The organism is Bosea sp. (in: a-proteobacteria) (assembly GCA_023910605.1).
In the GTDB taxonomy this organism is placed as follows: domain Bacteria; phylum Pseudomonadota; class Alphaproteobacteria; order Rhizobiales; family Beijerinckiaceae; genus Allobosea.
Window position 1 is genome coordinate 3,350,934 of the sequence record JAAVVV010000001.1, and the last position, 17,284, is coordinate 3,368,217.

At 68.1% G+C, this 17,284-nt stretch carries 13 protein-coding genes and 6 pseudogenes; 7 read left to right on the plus strand and 12 right to left on the minus strand.

Annotated features, from left to right (window positions below; translation table 11 throughout):
• Nucleotides 1-44: 44 nt before the first annotated feature.
• Together HEQ16_16160 and HEQ16_16165 are read right to left on the minus strand one after the other, a co-directional pair.
• Entirely contained in the window at nt 45-1,238 is a 1,194-nt protein-coding gene (locus tag HEQ16_16160; GenBank protein MCO4055550.1) for an amidase, read from the minus strand.
• Between the two features lie 44 nt (nt 1,239-1,282).
• Nucleotides 1,283-2,872: a gamma-glutamyltransferase gene (locus tag HEQ16_16165; GenBank protein ID MCO4055551.1), complete on the minus strand. Its 1,590-nt coding sequence runs from the start codon at nt 2,870-2,872 to the stop codon at nt 1,283-1,285.
• A gap of 144 nt (nt 2,873-3,016) precedes the next feature.
• On the opposite strand from HEQ16_16165, the gene HEQ16_16170 reads away from it, so the two are divergent.
• The 3 genes from HEQ16_16170 (at nt 3,017) to HEQ16_16180 (ending at nt 6,990) form a co-directional block, all read left to right on the plus strand.
• Nucleotides 3,017-3,241 (plus strand): hypothetical protein, encoded by a 225-nt coding sequence (locus tag HEQ16_16170; GenBank protein ID MCO4055552.1) that lies wholly within the window; start codon nt 3,017-3,019, stop codon nt 3,239-3,241.
• Between the two features lie 179 nt (nt 3,242-3,420).
• Nucleotides 3,421-4,404: a TAXI family TRAP transporter solute-binding subunit gene (locus tag HEQ16_16175; GenBank protein ID MCO4055553.1), complete on the plus strand. Its 984-nt coding sequence runs from the start codon at nt 3,421-3,423 to the stop codon at nt 4,402-4,404.
• A 162-nt stretch (nt 4,405-4,566) separates the two neighbouring features.
• Nucleotides 4,567-6,990 (plus strand): TRAP transporter fused permease subunit, encoded by a 2,424-nt coding sequence (locus HEQ16_16180; protein MCO4055554.1) that lies wholly within the window; start codon nt 4,567-4,569, stop codon nt 6,988-6,990.
• Nucleotides 6,991-7,105: 115 nt separating this feature from the next.
• Here HEQ16_16180 and HEQ16_16185 read toward each other — a convergent pair.
• The 10 genes and pseudogenes from HEQ16_16185 to HEQ16_16230 all read right to left on the minus strand — a co-directional run bounded on the left by HEQ16_16185 (nt 7,106) and on the right by HEQ16_16230 (nt 12,988).
• Nucleotides 7,106-7,231 (minus strand): annotated as a pseudogene (locus HEQ16_16185) (pyridoxal kinase).
• 241 nt (nt 7,232-7,472) lie between these two features.
• A pseudogene (locus HEQ16_16190) lies at nt 7,473-7,598 on the minus strand (pyridoxal kinase).
• 238 nt (nt 7,599-7,836) lie between these two features.
• Nucleotides 7,837-7,962 (minus strand): annotated as a pseudogene (locus tag HEQ16_16195) (pyridoxal kinase).
• A 238-nt stretch (nt 7,963-8,200) separates the two neighbouring features.
• Nucleotides 8,201-8,326 (minus strand): annotated as a pseudogene (locus HEQ16_16200) (pyridoxal kinase).
• 238 nt (nt 8,327-8,564) lie between these two features.
• Nucleotides 8,565-8,690: pseudogene (locus HEQ16_16205) on the minus strand (pyridoxal kinase).
• Between the two features lie 241 nt (nt 8,691-8,931).
• Nucleotides 8,932-9,057, minus strand: a pseudogene (locus HEQ16_16210) (pyridoxal kinase).
• Between the two features lie 255 nt (nt 9,058-9,312).
• The gene (gene pdxY, locus HEQ16_16215; protein ID MCO4055555.1) at nt 9,313-10,161 is read right to left on the minus strand and encodes a pyridoxal kinase PdxY; all 849 of its coding nucleotides are present in this window, start codon (nt 10,159-10,161) and stop codon (nt 9,313-9,315) included.
• Nucleotides 10,162-10,276: 115 nt separating this feature from the next.
• Nucleotides 10,277-11,302 carry an ABC transporter substrate-binding protein gene (locus HEQ16_16220; protein ID MCO4055556.1) on the minus strand — a complete coding sequence of 342 codons (1,026 nt, stop codon included), beginning with the start codon at nt 11,300-11,302 and terminating at the stop codon, nt 10,277-10,279.
• A gap of 28 nt (nt 11,303-11,330) precedes the next feature.
• A complete protein-coding gene (locus tag HEQ16_16225) occupies nt 11,331-12,134 on the minus strand; it encodes an ABC transporter permease (protein ID MCO4055557.1) in 804 nt (267 codons plus the stop codon).
• Nucleotides 12,131-12,988, minus strand: coding sequence for an ABC transporter ATP-binding protein (locus HEQ16_16230; protein ID MCO4055558.1), 858 nt, complete (start codon nt 12,986-12,988; stop codon nt 12,131-12,133). Before HEQ16_16230 ends, HEQ16_16225 begins: the two co-directional genes overlap by 4 nt.
• A gap of 213 nt (nt 12,989-13,201) precedes the next feature.
• Between HEQ16_16230 and HEQ16_16235 the strand changes: the two genes are divergently transcribed.
• The 4 genes from HEQ16_16235 (at nt 13,202) to HEQ16_16250 (ending at nt 17,179) form a co-directional block, all read left to right on the plus strand.
• Nucleotides 13,202-13,720 carry a DedA family protein gene (locus HEQ16_16235; protein ID MCO4055559.1) on the plus strand — a complete coding sequence of 173 codons (519 nt, stop codon included), beginning with the start codon at nt 13,202-13,204 and terminating at the stop codon, nt 13,718-13,720.
• Nucleotides 13,721-13,968: 248 nt separating this feature from the next.
• Nucleotides 13,969-14,436, plus strand: coding sequence for a DNA-binding protein (locus tag HEQ16_16240; protein MCO4055560.1), 468 nt, complete (start codon nt 13,969-13,971; stop codon nt 14,434-14,436).
• Nucleotides 14,437-14,543: 107 nt separating this feature from the next.
• Entirely contained in the window at nt 14,544-16,073 is a 1,530-nt protein-coding gene (locus HEQ16_16245) for a glycosyltransferase family 39 protein (protein ID MCO4055561.1), read from the plus strand.
• A complete protein-coding gene (locus tag HEQ16_16250; protein ID MCO4055562.1) occupies nt 16,070-17,179 on the plus strand; it encodes a glycosyltransferase family 2 protein in 1,110 nt (369 codons plus the stop codon). The genes HEQ16_16245 and HEQ16_16250 overlap by 4 nt, the downstream gene beginning before the upstream one ends.
• Nucleotides 17,180-17,284 lie beyond the last annotated feature (105 nt).

The window sequence follows — 17,284 nt, forward strand, 5'->3', positions numbered from 1 at the left end:
CCTTTCGTCCTGTCACGGCCCATTTCACGGACCATTTCACGGCCTCAAGCGATGCGGATGAGCGCCGCCGCCTCGAGCCGGGCGGCGAGCCTTGCAAGCGAGAGATCGCTCCCCGGCGGGCCGAGGATTGAGAGGCCGAGCGGAGCGCCATCGCGGCGCGCAACCGGGATCGAGATCTGCGGAAAGCCGGTCAGGCCCGATGGGCACAGGAGCCGCAGCGCGCGGTTGCGGAAATCATCGAGTTCGCCCTCCCCGGTCGAGCAAAGCGGCGCGATGTCGGGCACGGTCGGCATCAGCACCACGCCATCGCGGCCGAGCAGCCGCTTGACCTGCCGGCGGAACGCGGCCCTCGCCTTTTCGCCCTGCGCCACCTGCTCGTCGGTGACGGTGCGCGCGAAAGCGAAACGCTCCACCACGCCCGGGCCGAGCGGCGGGTTGAAGCGCTCGATCATCGCGCCATCCGCCGCCCAGGCCTCGCGGCCCTGCAGCCAGCGAAAGGCCCAGTAGAGCGCATCGATGTCCTTCGCGAGCATGACAGGCTCGGCGTCGCCCATGCGCAGCGTCACGCGCCGCGCCGCATCGCGCAGGATCGCCTCGGCCTCTGGCACGGCCAGCGCGAACATGTCCTCGGCCAGCAGCAGGCGCGGCACCTCGGGCAGCGGCGCCCGGTCCTTGCCCAGGAAGACCTCCGCGACACGCGTGAAGGTCTCGCCATCGCGGGTGAAATAGCCGGGCGTGTCGAAGCTGTCGGCCAGCGGCCAGCAACCCTTGAGCGTCACCCGCCCATGGGTTGGCCGAATCCCGAACAGCCCGCAATAGCTGGCCGGCGCCCGCACCGACCCGCCCGTGTCGGTGCCCAGCGCCACATCCACCAGCCCGCCCGACACCGCCGAGGCCGAGCCGGAGGAGGAGCCGCCGGTGATCCGCTCCGGCGCCGCCGCATTCACCGGCGAGCCGAAATGCGCGTTCTTGCCGTTGAGCGAGAAGGCCAGTTCGTCCGTCACCGTCTTGCCGGCGAAGCGCGCGCCGGCCTTCAGCATGAGGTTGACCAGCGGCGCGTTCACCTTGCGGATGCCCGACATGGCCAGCATGTGGGGCGAGCCTGCGCCGGTGGGGTAGCCCCTCACGTCGAACAGGTCCTTGACGGCGAGCGTCAGGCCGCCGAGCGGCCCTTCTGGCGCATGGGGCACGGGCGCATCGGGATAGGGCACCCAGCAGCGGAGGCTGTCGTCACGCATCGGTCCGGTCCATTCCTTGTTTGTCCACAGCGGGGCGCCGCGCGTCACAGCCCCTTGGCGTCGCCATCAGAGCGCGGATCGTGTGTGGCTTCGACATGGCCGGCCGGGTGCCTGACCAGCAGGCCCGCATGACCGAACTGGTCGTCATGGGGCACGCCCCACTCCTCCAGCGCGTGGCCGGCGGCTGCGAGCCTGGCCACCACGACATGATCGAAGCGGTTCTCGATCTTGAGCGTCGTGGAGTTGGCGCCCCAGGTCTTGCCGAACAGGAAGCGCGGCGCGTCGACCGCATCCGCCACGCCCATCCCCATGCGGTAGCGCGAGAAGACCTGCGCCTGGAACTGCGGCTGGCCATCGCCGCCCATGCAGCCATAGGAAACGACCCGGCCATCATCGAACACGGCCATGGGCGGGTTGAGCGTGTGGAAGGGCTTGGCGCCAGGCAAAAGCGCATTGAGCGCGGCGGGATCGAGCGAGAAGGACACGCCCCGGTTCTGCCAGGTCACGCCGGTCTTCTCCAGCACGCAGCCCGAGCCATACTCCCAGTAGACCGACTGGATGTAGGAGACCGAATTGCCGTCGCGGTCGATCGCGCCCATCCAGATCGTGTCGCCATCGCCGGCCTTGAGCGGCCATTCGGCGGCGCGCTTCATGTCGATCTTCGCAGCCTCCCGGTCGAGCCAGGACGGAGCGAGGAAGGAGGCCGGGTCTGCGGCCATGCGCGCGGGGTCGGTGATGACGCGGTTGCGCAGGCCAAGCGCCCGCTTCGAGGCCTCCACCAGAGCGTGGATGTGCTCGAAGGAATCGCAGCGCTTGAGATCGAGGCGCTCGATCAGGCCCAGGATGACGAGAGCAGCCAGTCCCTGGGTGGGCGGCGGGAAATTATGCACAGTCACGCCATCGAGCCTGAGCGAGAGCGGCTGGGTGGTCCGCGCCTTGTAGGCGGCGAGGTCCGCGCGCGAGACGGGCGCACCCATGCGCTCGAGTTCCGCCGCCATCTCGCGCGCGACCTCGCCGCGATAGAAATCATCAAGCCCCGCCCGCGTGATCTGCTCGATCGTGTTCGCCAGCGCCTCGTTCTTGCGGATCGCGCCGGCCTCGAGCGGCTTGCCTGCGGTCCTGAACAGCTTCTGGAAGCCAGGCGCGGCATAGAGACCGTCTCCGTCCTTGATCCGGTAGCGCGCCTCCGATGCAGAGATCGCCACGCCGGAGCGGGCATGGCGCACCGCGTCCTCGGTGAGCAGCCGCAAGGGCAGCCTGCCCCCGAGCTGGGCCGCAAGCTCCGCCGCCACCTGCCAGCCGCCGATGGCGCCGGCAACGGTGAGGGCGGCGTCGGGGCCGCGCGGCGGAATGGCGTCGAGGCCCTTCTCGCGGTATCGCCTGATGGTGGCCAGCGCGCCGGCCGGGCCGCACGCCTCGATGGCGACGACCTTGCCCCTGGCGTCGCGCACCAGCCAGAAGCCATCGCCTCCGATGCCGTTCATGTGCGGATAGACCACAGCGATTGTCGCGGCCATGGCGATCATCGCCTCGACCGCATTGCCGCCCTGCGCAAGGATGGAGCGTCCCGTCTCCGTAGCGAGATGATGCGGCGCCGCGACGGCGGCGGACGAGAACACAGGTGTCTCTGGCATGGGGTCGGGGCTCTCGGCAGGCAGCGTCACGTGGCGGGCGGGAGGATCATGGCGGATTGCCCGCCGGCACGGAACACGCTAGGCGAAAGCGGAACGCACCTACAAGCGCGTTTTGCGCACATCGAGCCGGAGCCCTGCATCATCATGGCCGTCAACACCCGCAACCTGACCACCATCGCCTGCGCCGCCATACTGATCGGCACCGAGGTCTTCGCCATCGCCTTTGCGGCTGGCTGGGCCATCGCCGGCATTTTCGAACTGGGATCGGCGGTGCAGTATGTGCTGATGGGCCTGTTCTCGCTGGGCGGACTCTACATCATGGCAAAGTTCGTCCAGATGGCGAACCAGGTCGAGCCGATACGCCAGTGACGCCAGCGCCGAATGCGGCGCCCGGTGACAGATCCAACTTGCCCACTTCAGCCTCCCGGGACGCCTCTTCACCTTAGCAATGGCCGCCTACTGGTCAGCGGTGCCCTTCCTGACTAGATATCCGGCCAGCCCCGCATCCTGACGGTCTACGGGGTGCGCACATCCTTGGGAGGATTGATATGACGGACATGATTTCCCGCCGCGGCGTGGTCGCCGGCGGGCTCGGCCTCGGAGCTGCCGCGCTCATCGGCGCGCCTGCTCTTGCGCAGGCCAAGCAGCGGCTCACCATCGTCACCGGCGGCACTGGCGGCGTGTTCTACCCCTATGGCGGCGGCCTCGCCAAGATTCTCACCGAGAAGATGCCGAACATGCAGGCGACCAGCCAGGTCACCGGCGGCTCGGTCGACAACTGCAAGCTCGTCTCGGCCGGCGACGCCGACATCGGCTTCTCCACGCTCGACAGCGCCTACGACGCGATGAACGGCGTCGGCGCCTATGCCAAGGACGGCAAGCTCGACGTGCGCCTCCTGGCGATGCTGTATGACAGCTTCCTGCATGTCGTCGGCGCCCAGGGCGGCAACACCCCGACGGTGGCGAGCCTCAAGGGCAAGCGCGTCTCGGTCGGCTCGGCCGGCTCCTCGACGGAATCGATCGCGGACCGCGTGATTGAAGCGGCCGGCCTCAACCCGAAGACCGACATCACCCGGGACAATCTCGGCGTCGCCGAATCCGCAGGCGCGCTGAAGGATGGCAAGGTCGCCGCCTTCTTCTGGATCGGCGGCATCCCCACCGCTGCGGTGCGCGACCTCGCCACCTCCGGCCAACCGCCGCTGCAGTTCATCCCCACCGGCGAGGAACTGGGCAAGCTCGAGCGCCAGTGGCCCGGCCTTTACCGCTCCTTCAACCTGCCGGCCAACGCCTATGCCGGACAGGCTGCCGCAGTGGCAGGTCTTGGCGTCGCCAACGTGCTGGTGGTCAGCTCCAAGATGAAGGACGACCTCGTCACGGCCACGCTCAACGGCATCTTCAACAATCTCGAAGAGGTGCAGAAGGTCCATCCCGAGGCGCGAAGGCTCTCCCTGGCCGGCGCGGCCGGCAAGGCGGCCGTGCCGTTCCATCGCGCGGCCGAGGCCTTCTTCAAGGGCAAGGGCGTCATGTCCTGAGGCTGCCTCGCCGACGCGCTGACTGGTGTCTGCGCATCGGGTTCCAAAAAGTCGTTGAACGGAAACCCCGGCGTGATGGCGTCGGGGTTTTTCTCTGTTAAGGCTGCGTTAAGGACCGGAAAGCCGGCAAGGGGCGATTACGTAGGGCTAGGGAGACAAGACATGGCCAACAGCGCACCGGCTGGAGCACGGCCTGCGACGCCAGACGGCGCCGCCGCGCCTGAAGCAGTGTCGCTGACGGCCGAAGAACTGGAACGGCTCTCGTCCGATTCGGAAGGCGGGCCCGCCCAGCGGGTCGGCGGCTGGATGGGCTGGCTCACCGGCGCGGCCTGTTTCGGCCTCGCGGCCTACTCGCTCTACTGGACGCAGTTCGCGGTCAACACCACCTTCTATCGCTCGAGCTTCCTGTCGCTCACGCTCGCGCTGATTTTCCTTCTCTATCCGCTGGTGCGCGGCGGCGTCGATGCAAAGCCCAGGCGCGTCACCATCGAGGAGCTGGTGGTCGCCCTGCTTGGCGTCGGCTGGATGGCCTTCGTCATCTCCGAGGGCCGCATCTTCCAGCGCAGCCCCTTCTCGGGCGGGCTCGCTGTGCTGATCGGCCTCTCTTTCATGGCCTACCCCTTCATCACGGCCAGCCGCTGGCTGAACCAGAAGCAGATCTTCGACTGGTTCCTCGTCATCATCGCCATCTGGTGCACCGTGCATCTCTCGGTCTACGCCGAGGAGATCAAGACCCGCGCCACAAGGCCGAGCCCTGACGACATCGTGCTGGGCGCAGCCCTGATCGCCCTCATCCTGGAGACGACGCGCCGCACCGTTGGCTGGATCCTGCCGGCGGTGACGGTCTTGTTCCTTGTCTACTGCTATTTCGGGCCGTCCATGCCCGAGCCCTTCGACCATCGTGGCTTCTCGCTCAACCGCATCATCGGGCAGAACTATCTGACCCTTGAGGGCATCTTCTCGACGCCCATGGACGTGGCGGCGACCTTCATCATCCTGTTCACGCTCTATGGCGCGGTGCTCGACCGCGGCGGCGCGGGCCGCTTCTTCATCGACTGGGCCTTCGCCCTGTTCGGCAAGAAGCCGTCGCCCGCCGCGCCCGGCCGCGCCGTCGTCGCCTCCGGCTTCCTGCTCGGCACCGTCTCCGGGTCGGGCGTCGCGACCACCGTCACGGTGGCGTCCCTGGCCTGGCCGATGCTCAAGCGCTCGGGCTATCCGGCCCATGTCGGCGGAGGGCTTCTCTCCGCCGCCGGCATCGGCGCGACGCTCTCGCCGCCCACGCTGGGGGCCGCAGCCTTCATCATCGCCGAATATCTCGACGTCAGCTACCTGATGGTCCTGATCTACGCGACGATCCCGACCATCCTCTATTACCTGTCCTGCTGGCTGATGACAGAAGCCGACACGCGCCGCCTCGACATCAAGCCCGTCAAGACCTCCGACGCCTCGCTGTGGGAGCTGACGAAGAGCCAAGGCTACCACTTCCTTTCGCTGGGAGCGATCGCGGTCTTTCTGGCGCTCGGATTCTCGTCCTTCATGGCCGTATTCTGGTCGATCGCCATCGCCTTCACGCTCTCCATGGTGCGCGAGGACTCGCGCCTCGTGACGATCCGCGCCTATCTGGTGGGGCTCGGCTTCGGTATCGTCACCTGGGTGTTCGGCCAGACGAGCGTGCCGCTCAGCCTCGGTCTGCACGAGCTGTTCGATGGCCGCAGCTCGGTCAGCGCCTGCTGGGCCATGGCCGCAGCCACCGCCTTCTCGGGCTTTCAGGCGCTGCAGGCCCGCCGTGGCGGCGCGCCCGTTGGCCCCGACGCCACGCGCATGATCGAGGCCATGGCCGATGGCGCGCGCTCCACGCTCGGCATCATCGCCACCTGCGCCTGCGCCGGCATCATCGTGTGCGTGGTCAATCTCACCGGGCTTGGCCTCACCTTGTCGGGCATCATCGTGGAGTTCGGCGGCGGCTCGCGGCTGATGGTGATCTTCCTCGCCGCGATTGCCATGTGGATACTCGGGCTCGCCGTGCCAGTGACGGCGAGCTACATCATAGCAGCCGTGATGCTGGTGCCGGCGCTGGTGAAGGTCGGCATCCCCGAGCCAGCCGCGCACATGTTCATGTTCTACTATGCCGTGCTCGCGGACGTGTCGCCGCCCACCGCTCTTGCACCCTTCGCCGCGTCCGCGATCTGCGGCGGCAAGCCCTTCCGCACGATGATGCAGGCCTGGAAATACACCCTGCCTGCCTTCCTCGTGCCGGTGATGTTCTGCCTGACGCCGGAGGGAATGTATCTGCTGATGCTCACGCCGGATGGCAAGCTGCCCGAAACCTTCGGGCACTGGATGGGGGTTCTGGCGGTTCTGGTGGCGTCCTCCTTCGCCATCGTCGGCCTTGTCATCGGCGCAACGGCGCACATCCTGAAGCCGGTCACGCATGTCGAGCGGATCCTCGCGGCGGCCGGCGGCTTCCTGCTCCTGACGGCGAGCCCGACCTATGCGCTCACCGGCGGCGCGGCTCTGGGCGCGGCGCTGCTGATGCACTGGCTGCGCGTGCGCGGGCAGACGGGGAAGCCGGCGGGTGCGGGGTGAGTCACATCGTCATTGCGAGCGCAGCGAAGCAATCCAGCCCTTTGTGCGCCGCAGTCTTTTCTACGCCGCAGCCTGGATTGCTTCGCTGCGCTCGCAATGACGGCGTATCGGTACGCTACACCGTCTCCACCGCAAACTGGCGCGAGGGGCTCACGAACTCTTCCTGAGCCGCAACGGTGACGATCTCGCGCGATCCGGCTTCCAGCGTGCGCCTGAGCAGCCCGTGGATCGAGGCGGCGGCTTCCTGCTCCTGACCGCGAGCCCGACCTATGCGCTCACCGGCGGCGCGGCTCTGGGCGCGGCGCTGCTGATGCACTGGCTGCGCGTGCGCGGGCAGACGGGTGAGCCGGCGGGTGGGGTGGGGTGAGTCACATCGTCATTGCGAGCGCAGCGAAGCAATCCAGCCCTTTGTACGCCGCAGCCCTTTGTGCGCCGCAGCCTGGATTGCTTCGCTGCGCTCGCAATGACGGCGTATCGGTACGCTACACCGTCTCCACCGCAAACTGGCGCGAGGGGCTCACGAACTCTTCCTGAGCCGCAACGGTGACGATCTCGCGCGATCCGGCTTCCAGCGTGCGCCTGAGCAGCCCGTGGATCGAGGCGGCGGCTTCCTGCTCCTGACCGCGAGCCCGACCTATGCGCTCACCGGCGGCACGGCTCTGGGCGCGGCGCTGCTGATGCACTGGCTGCGCGTGCGCGGGCAGACGGGGAAGCCGGCAGGTGCGGGGTGAGTCACATCGTCATTGCGAGCGCAGCGAAGCAATCCAGCCCTTTGTGCGCCGCAGCCCTTTGTACGCCGCAGTCTGGATTGCTTCGCTGCGCTCGCAATGACGGCGTATCGGTACGCTACACCGTCTCCACCGCAAACTGGCGCGAGGGGCTCACGAACTCGTCCTGAGCCGCAACGGTGACGATCTCGCGCGATCCGGCTTCCAGCGTGCGCCTGAGCAGCCCGTGGATCGAGGCGGCGGCTTCCTGCTCCTGACCGCGAGCCCGACCTATACGCTCACCGGCGGCACGGCTCTGGGCGCGGCGCTGCTGATGCACTGGCTGCGCTTGCGCGGGCAGACGGGTGAGCCGGCGGGTGCGGGGTGAGTCACATCGTCATTGCGAGCGCAGCGAAGCAATCCAGCCCTTTGTGCGCCGCAGCCCTTTGTACGCCGCAGTATGGATTGCTTCGCTGCGCTCGCAATGACGGCGTATCGGTACGCTACACCGTCTCCACCGCAAACTGGCGCGAGGGGCTCACGAACTCGTCCTGAGCCGCAACGGTGACGATCTCGCGCGATCCGGCTTCCAGCGTGCGCCTGAGCAGCCCGTGGATCGAGGCGGCGGCTTCCTGCTCCTGACGGCGAGCCCGACCTATGCGCTCACCGGCGGCGCGGCTCTGGGCGCGGCGCTGCTGATGCACTGGCTGCGCGTGCGCGGGCAGACGGGGAAGCCGGCGGGTGCGGGGTGAGTCACATCGTCATTGCGAGCGCAGCGAAGCAATCCAGCCCTTTGTGCGCCGCAGTCTTTTCTACGCCGCAGCCTGGATTGCTTCGCTGCGCTCGCAATGACGGCGTATCGGTACGCTACACCGTCTCCACCGCAAACTGGCGCGAGGGGCTCACGAACTCTTCCTGAGCCGCAACGGTGACGATCTCGCGCGATCCGGCTTCCAGCGTGCGCCTGAGCAGCCCGTGGATCGAGGCGGCGGCTTCCTGCTCCTGACCGCGAGCCCGACCTATGCGCTCACCGGCGGCGCGGCTCTGGGCGCGGCGCTGCTGATGCACTGGCTGCGCGTGCGCGGGCAGACGGGTGAGCCGGCGGGTGGGGTGGGGTGAGTCACATCGTCATTGCGAGCGCAGCGAAGCAATCCAGCCCTTTGTACGCCGCAGCCCTTTGTGCGCCGCAGCCTGGATTGCTTCGCTGCGCTCGCAATGACGGCGTATCGGTACGCTACACCGTCTCCACCGCAAACTGGCGCGAGGGGCTCACGAACTCTTCCTGAGCCGCAACGGTGACGATCTCGCGCGATCCGGCTTCCAGCGTGCGCCTGAGCAGCCCGTGGATCGAGGCGGCGGCTTCCTGCTCCTGACCGCGAGCCCGACCTATGCGCTCACCGGCGGCACGGCTCTGGGCGCGGCGCTGCTGATGCACTGGCTGCGCGTGCGCGGGCAGACGGGGAAGCCGGCAGGTGCGGGGTGAGTCACATCGTCATTGCGAGCGCAGCGAAGCAATCCAGCCCTTTGTACGCCGCCGTCTTTTGTGCGCCGCAGTCTTTTCTACGCCGCAGTCTGGATTGCTTCGCTGCGCTCGCAATGAGGGCGTATCGGTACGCTACACCGTCTCCACCGCAAACTGGCGCGAGGGGCTCACGAACTCGTCCTGAGCCGCAACGGTGACGATCTCGCGCGATCCGGCTTCCAGCGTGCGCCTGAGCAGCCCGTGGATCGAGGCGGCGGCGGCGCCCAGCGCCTGCGGAGCCGAGCGCGTTCTCGCGTAATGCACGAAGAACAGCGCCATGATGGCATCGCCCGCGCCGTTCACGCTGAGCCCGAGCTTCGGGGTGCGCACACGCCAGAAGCCCGAGCCATCCGCCGCCAGCATGTCGATGGCGTCATCGGGCGTCTCGGCGGTCACCATCGAGGTGAGCAGGACGACTGAAGGCCCGGCCCGCCTGAGCGCCGCGACAGCCGCCTTGGCCTCGGTCAGCGTCGCAACCGGCAGGCCTGTCAGGAATTCCAGCTCGAACTGGTTTGGCGTCACCAGATCCGCCATGGGGACGGCCCGGTCGCGCATGAACTCGGGAATGCCGGGCCGCACGAAGACGCCGCGCCCGACATCGCCGATCACCGGATCGCAGGCATAGAGCGCCTTGCTGTTGGCCGCCTTCACCAGCGCCACGGCCGAAAGGATGGCATGGCCGATGTCCGACGAGCCCATGTAGCCCGAGATCACGCCATCGCAGGAGGGCAGCACTCCGCGATCGGCGATGCCGCTCATGATCTCGTCGATCATCGCGCCGTCATAGACACGACCCTTCCAGGCGCCGTAGCCGGTGTGGTTGGAAAACTGCACCGTGTGGATCGGCCATACCTCGCAGCCGAGGCGCTGCATGGGAAACACGGCGGACGCATTGCCGACATGGCCATAGGCCACATGCGACTGGATCGAGAGGATGTTCATGAGGATGCCCCTGCTGCCGCGACGCGGCGGCCTCTTGCGTTAACGGCCGGGGTGCGGAAATCAAGCGACGCCTGCGCCCGGGCTCGCGCCCGCGCGCAGGCGAGGGCCGGGATGTTCAGGCGCCGGCCTTGCGGGCGAAGGCGGGATTGAAGGTCTTGCCGAGATCGACGGTGGCGCCGGCCAACTCGGGGTCCAGCGCCTTGAGCACGTCCATCACGCTCTGCATGCCCGCGGCGCTGGAGATGCCATCGCGCGAGTAACTTTCCTTGAGCTTGGCCACGGCCTGCAGATACACAGCCCGGTCCCCCAGATGATATTCGGGCGGCACCGTGTCGGCGATCTGGTCCGGCGTGGCCGTCTCGAGCCATTTCAGGGACTTGACGATGGCGTTGACGATGCGCTGTGTCGTCTCGGGGTTCTTCTCGATGAAGTCCTGGCGCGAGTAGATCACGGCCGCCGGGTTCGAGCCGCCGAACAGCGAGCGGCTGCCGGCCTCGGTGCGGGTGTCGATCAGCGTTGTGATGAGGCCATCCGCTTCGAGCTTGGCGATGACCGGATCGAGGTGGGAGATCACGTCCACCTGCCCCTGCACCACGGCCGCGACCGCGCTGGCGCCCCCGCCAATGCCGATGATGGGCGCGTCGGTGGGCTTCAGCCCGGCTTTCACCATGGCATACTGCGCCGTCAGCGCGGTGGATGAGCCCGGCGCAGTCACGCCGATCTTGAGGCCCTTGAAGTCGGCGGCGGTCCGCACCCTGCCGGCCAGCTCCTTGCGCACGGCGATCACGATGCCGGGGAAGCGGCCCATCTCGACCACGGCGCGGATGTCCTGCGCCTTGGCCTGCATGCGGATGGTGTGCTCATAGGCCCCCGCCACCACGTCGACCGAGCCGCCGACCAGCGCCTGCAGCGAACGGGCGCCGCCCGCGAAATCGTTGATCTCGACATCGAGGCCCTCGGCCTTGAACAGGCCGCGCCGGTCGGCGATGGCGAGCGGCAGGTAATACAGCAGCGCACGGCCGCCGACGCCGAGCACGACCTTGCTCTTCTCTGGCGCGCGCTGGGCGAGGGCTGGAAGCGGCATTGCGCCGAGCCCGGCGAGCCCGAGCCCCGCAAGGGCTGTTCTGCGATCGATGATCATGGTGGTTTCCTCTCCTGTCGTTGTGGTTTCAACCGTTGACGGTTGTTGAGGCCTGCCCCGGCCGCCAGACCAGCAGGCGTTTCTCGATGAGGGTCACGACCGTATCGAGCACGAGGACGAAGATGGTCAGGATCAGCATGCCCGAGAACACGCCGGTGACGTCAAACACGCTTTCCGCCTCGTGGATCTTGTAGCCGAGGCCCGCGGACGAGCCGAGATATTCGCCCACCACCGCACCCACCAGGGCGAAGCCCACGGAGGTGTGCAGCGACGAGAACATCCATGTCATTGCCGCCGGCCAGTAGACATGGCGCATCAGCTGCCGCTCGTTCAGCCCCAGCATGCGCGCATTGGCGAGCACCGTCTGGGAGACCTCGCGCACGCCCTGATAGACCGCGAAGAAGACGATGAAGAAGACAAGCGTGAAGCCGAGCGCCACCTTGGACCAGATGCCGAGCCCGAACCACAGCGCGAAGATCGGCGCCAGCACCACGCGGGGCAGGGCGTTGGCCGCCTTGATGTAGGGATCGAACACGGCCGCGAGCAATTCGCGCCGCGCGAACAGGAAGCCGCACAGCACACCGCCCGTCGCGCCGAAGACGAAGGCAAGCACGGTTTCGGTGAGCGTGATGCCCAGATGATACCAGATCTCGCCTCCCATGAACTGCTTCCAGGTCCGGGCCAGCACGTCGATCGGCGTCGAGAAGAAGAACTGCATCTTCTTCGGCTCCGCGAACAGCGCCGTGGTCGTCGCCACATGCCAGGCCGCGAGGAAGCCGATGGCCACCAGCACCCGCAGCAGCGTGATCTTGAGGCGCGAATGCGAGGTCATGCCATGTCCCTCCCCTCGCCAGCTGCATAGGCCTTTTGCACCTCGACCTTGAGGGTCTGCCAGATCTGCCGGTGGATCTCGTGGAAGTCCCTGTCCAGCCGGATGTCGGCGATGTCGCGCGGGCGAGCGAGGTTGACCCGGTAATCGCCGATAATGCCGGCGGCGGGTCCTGCCGACATCACCAGCACGCGATCGGACAGGGAGATGGCCTCCTCCAGATCATGGGTGACGAACATCACCGCCTTGCGGTCCTGCGCCCAGAGGTCGAGCAGGAGGTTGCCCATGATCTGGCGCGTCTGCGCATCGAGCGGCCCGAAGGGCTCGTCCATGAGGAGGATCTTGGGGTCCCGGATCAGCACCTGCGCCAGCGCCACGCGCTTCTTCTGGCCGCCCGAGAGCATGTGCGGATAGCGGTCGGTGAAGGCGCGAAGCCCCACGCGCGCCAGCCAGGCCCGCGCCCGCTCTTCGGCCTCCCCCGCCGGCACGCGCTGCGGCTCGAGCGCGACGGCGACATTCTGGAGGGCGGTCTTCCACGGCATCAAGGCGTCGAGCTGAAAAAGATAGCCGGCCTGAAGGTTGATGCCCGAAAGCTCGCGGCCCAGGATGCCGACCTTGCCGGCGCTGGGCTGCAGCAGCCCTGCCGCCGCATTGAGCAAGGTGGACTTGCCGCAGCCGGTGGGACCGACCACGGCGACGAATTCGCCCGGCGCGACCTCGATTGTCACATCGCGAACGGCCTGATAGCGCCCGCCATCCTTAAGGTTGAAGGCGATGTCGATGCCCGAGAGCGACACCGCCGGGGTCTCGAGGCGCAAGGGCCGGGCCGCTTCGGCGGCAGCCGCTCCATCGTGCATGCGGTGGTCGCTCCCTGTCGCGGCGCGCGGCCGCCGGCCCGCTGGGCGGGTCCTTGTTGGTTGCGCCGAAGCTAACCGGCCTGCGCGGCCTGTCAACACGTCGCCGTTCAGGATGTCGCCACGCTTTGGTTGACTTGTGCTGCGAATGCCAGCAGTTGCGATCACGCAAGGCGGCGCTTCGGCTGGGGCCCCTGGAGGCGACTCGTCATGGACATGATGGAAAGCTGGATGCGGACAGGCGCGGAGTTCGCCCAGGCCCATTCTGAATGGGCGCCGCTGATCGTCTTCCTCGTCGCTTTCGGAGAGTGCATAGCGCTGTTGTCCTTCCTGATACCGGCGACGGCCTTCTTCGCGGTCTTCGCGACAGCGGCCGGGGCCAGCGGGCTGGCCCCTCTCCCGCTCGCGCTGGCGGCCAGCGCAGGCGCTGGGCTCGGCTTCTCGGTGTCCTACTGGTTCGGCCAGAAGGTCGGACCACACGCTGGCGATTACTGGCCGCTCAAGAACAACCCGGAGCTGCTCAAGCGCGGGCATGACTTCTTCGAGCGCTGGGGCGCGCCCGGCGTCTTCCTCGGCCATTTCGTGGGGCCGGTGCGCGCCGTGATCGCGCTGGTCGCCGGCATCGTGAAGATGCCGCAACTGCAGTTCCAGATGGCCAACTGGTCGGCTTCGCTGGTCTGGGGCTTCATGTTCTTCTATGGCTTCGGCACGTTCGGAGAACAGCTCGCCCGATGAAGCCGACAGCGGTGAATGCCGTTTGGGTGAAGCCTCGATGAACGGCGGCTGCCAGCCACGTTCACCTCCGTTTCAGCCCCGAATCGACATGGTGCGCGTGGCAGGCTCTTGAAGCGCGGTGATGATCGCGCCCTCGATCGTGCCAGCGCGGACTTCGCCTGAGTGCGATTCTCCGTGCACATGGGCGAGCACGACCGGCGGGCCGCACCATGCACTGTCACAACCGGCATCCCTCAGGGATCACCCCGATGCGCTCCTCCCACCTCATCGCCAGCCTCGCCGCCCTCATGATGGCGGCCAGCCCCGTTCTTGCGCAGGTTGCGCAGCCCACGGCCCCGGCCAGGCCCGCCACGCCGGCACCGGCGGCTCCTGCGGCCGCGCAGCCCGCAATCCCGGCGGCTCCCGCCCGACCGGCAACGCCTGCCACTGCCCAGCCTGCGACGCCCGCCACCCCGGCCATGCCGGGGGCCCCTGCCGCAGCGCAGCCCGCAATCCCTGCGCGCCCCGCTGCCGAGGGCCAGCGCGTGAACCTCAACACCGCAGCGCAGGCAGACATCGACAAGCTGCCCCAGATCGGTGAGGCCCGCGCCAAGGCGATCCTCGCCGAACGTGCAAAGGGCCGCTTCACGAGCTGGGACAATTTCGTCCAGCGCATGCAGGGCACGGCCGTGAACCAGACGGCGAAGGATGCGATCAAGGACAAGGTCAGCTTCTGACCCCACCGGGGCGCGAGCCTCGTCGCCCCGGCGAGCCTCGCGCTCGCCGGGGCAAGCCAACGCATTGAGCAGTTGACTCGGCGGCGGCGCGGGTCCACCCGACCGCGATGATGTTTCACGGCGGCCATAATCCGGCAAGGCCCGCCCGCGCCGCCTTGATGGTGATCGCGGGGGCGTTGCTTCTGCGTCTCGCCATGGCCTTCGCCATCGGCCTTGGCACGGACGAGATCTACACGCTTGCCGTCTCCCGGACCCTTTCGCTCTCCTATTTCGACCACCCCCCCCTGCACCAGTGGATCACCCATGGCGCCGCGGCGCTGCTGGGCGAGGGGCGGCAGGTGCGCCTGCCCTTCATCGCCCTGTTCGCCGCCACCTCCTGGCTGCTCTATGCGCTGACGGCCCGTCTTTATGGTCCCGCCGCAGGCTTCTGGGCCGTGGTGACGCTGAACCTTTCCGGCTTCTTCACGCTCTCGGCCGGCAGCTGGGTGGTCCCCGACGGCGTGCTCGTCTTCATGCTGGCGCTGGCCGGCTGGGCCGCGGCGCGCCAGCTGCTGCCGCGGCCTGATGAAGCATCGTCGCCCTGGCTTGACTGGCTCATCATCGGGGCGGCGCTCGGCGGCGCGGGCCTCGCCAAATACCACGCCGCGCTCGCAGCCCTTGGCCTTGGCCTTTACCTCATCCTGACGCCGCGCGGACGCCGCGCTTTGGCCCATCCTGCGCCTTGGCTCGGCGCAGGCCTCGCCCTGCTCATCGTCTCGCCCGTGCTGGTCTGGAACGGCGCCCATGGCTGGGTCTCCTTCGTCTTTCAGGCGGGGCGCTCGCAGGGCGGCGGCTTCACGCCCTGGCTGGTTCCCGTTTCACTTCTGGCCCAGGCCGGATGGCTGCTGCCCTGGGTGTTCGTGCCCCTGGTGGCTGGCGCATGGCTGGCCTGGCGCAGCGCGCGCGACGAGCGCTCCTGGCTTCTCATGGCGCTGGCGCTGCCCTCGGTGCTTGTGTTCACGCTGACGCCGGCCTTCGGCAATCTCGGCCTTCCGCACTGGGCCATGCCCGGCTGGTTCTTCATCATGCCGCTCGCCGGCTTGCATCTGGCGCGGCTGGCCACGGAGGGCGACAAGCCGGCCCGCTGGGCCCGCATGGCCGCGATCGGCTCGGTTGCAGTGCTGGCGCTGCTCGCCAGCCATGCCGCCACCGGCTGGCTGGCGCGGATCATTCCCGGCCTGCCGCGCAATGATCCCACGCTGGAGACATTCGGCTGGGACCAACTGCGCGAAGCCTTGCCGGCCGCAGGCCTGGGCGATCTTTCCGGCCGCTTCATCATCGCCGATGGCTGGCAGAATGCCGGCCGGATCGATGTGGCGCTGGGCGGAGCCGTTCCGGTCCTGCCCGGCACGGCCAATCCGCACCATTTCGCCTTCATCATCGATCAGTCGCGCCTCATCGGCCGCGATGCGATCATCATCGTCCGGGCGCGCCGCGAAGGCCAGATGCGCGCGGCGCTGACGGACCGCTTCGCCAGCCTCGGGTCTTCCGTGCCGCTGGCGGTGGGGCGCTCTGGCCTGCGCGAGATCGAGCTGGTGGCGATCCCGGCGCAAGGCTTTGCCAGGCCGCTGCCCTGGCCCTATGGGATGGCGCGATGACAAGCGCCCGCCATGCACTGGCGCCAGACCTCACGGTCGTGGTGCCGACCTTCAATGAAGCCGGTAACATCCGCCCCCTCGCCGCGCGTCTGGCCGCGGCGCTGGACGGCATCGCCTGGGAGGCGATCTTCGTCGATGACAACTCGCCGGACGGCACGGCCGATGTCGCGCGCGCGCTCGGCCGCGAGGATCCGCGCATCCGCTGCATAAAGCGCATCGGCCGGCGCGGGCTGTCGAGCGCCTGCGTGGAAGGCATGCTGGCCGGCCATGGCGGCGTCGTCGCCGTGATGGATGGCGATTTGCAGCATGACGAGACGATCCTGCCGCGCCTGTTTGCGCTGGTGCGTTCGGGCGAAGCCGATCTCGCCGTGGCCAGCCGCTATGTCGAGGGCGGCAGCGCGGACTCGTTCTCGGACATTCGCGGCAAGGGCAGCCGGCTCGCCACCGATCTCGCCCGCAAGATCCTCAAGCTCGGCTTCAAGGATCCGATGAGCGGCTTCTTCGCCACGCGCCGTGATGTGGTCGAGGCTGCGGCTCCGGCACTTTCGGGCGAGGGCTTCAAGATCCTGCTCGACATCGCGGCCAGCCACCCCACGCCGCTGCGCGTCGCCGAGGTGCCTTTCGTGTTCGGCACGCGCCTGCACGGCGCCTCCAAGATGGACAACCGGGTCGTGGCGGATTTCCTCGGGTTGCTCGTCTCGAAGGCCACGGGTGGGCTCGTTTCGATCCGCTTCCTCACCTTCGCGGCGGTGGGCGTCTCCGGCGTCGTGGTGCATCTTCTGGCCCTGCGCGGCCTGCTGGCGATCCCCGCCCTACCCTTCGCGGCGGCACAAGCGGGCGCCACGCTGGTGGCCATGACCACCAACTTCACGCTGAACAATATGCTGACCTACAAGGATCGCGCGCTGTCAGGCTTCGCTTTCCTCAAGGGGCTCCTTGGCTTTTATGCCGTGTGCAGCGTGGGCGCGATCGCCAATGTCGGGGTCGCCACATGGCTGTTCGAGGGCGATCAGCTGTGGTGGATAGCCGGCCTCGCGGGCGCCGCCATGGGCGCCGTCTGGAACTATGTCTTCAGCGATCTGGTGATCTGGCGCAAGAAGCGCTGAACCGGCGCCGGCTCGTCCGGCGGCGCCGCGAACAGAGCCGCCACGACGAACGGGCGGCGCCGTGAGGCCCCGCCCGCTATGGTGGCATGAGGCGTGGCAGACGCC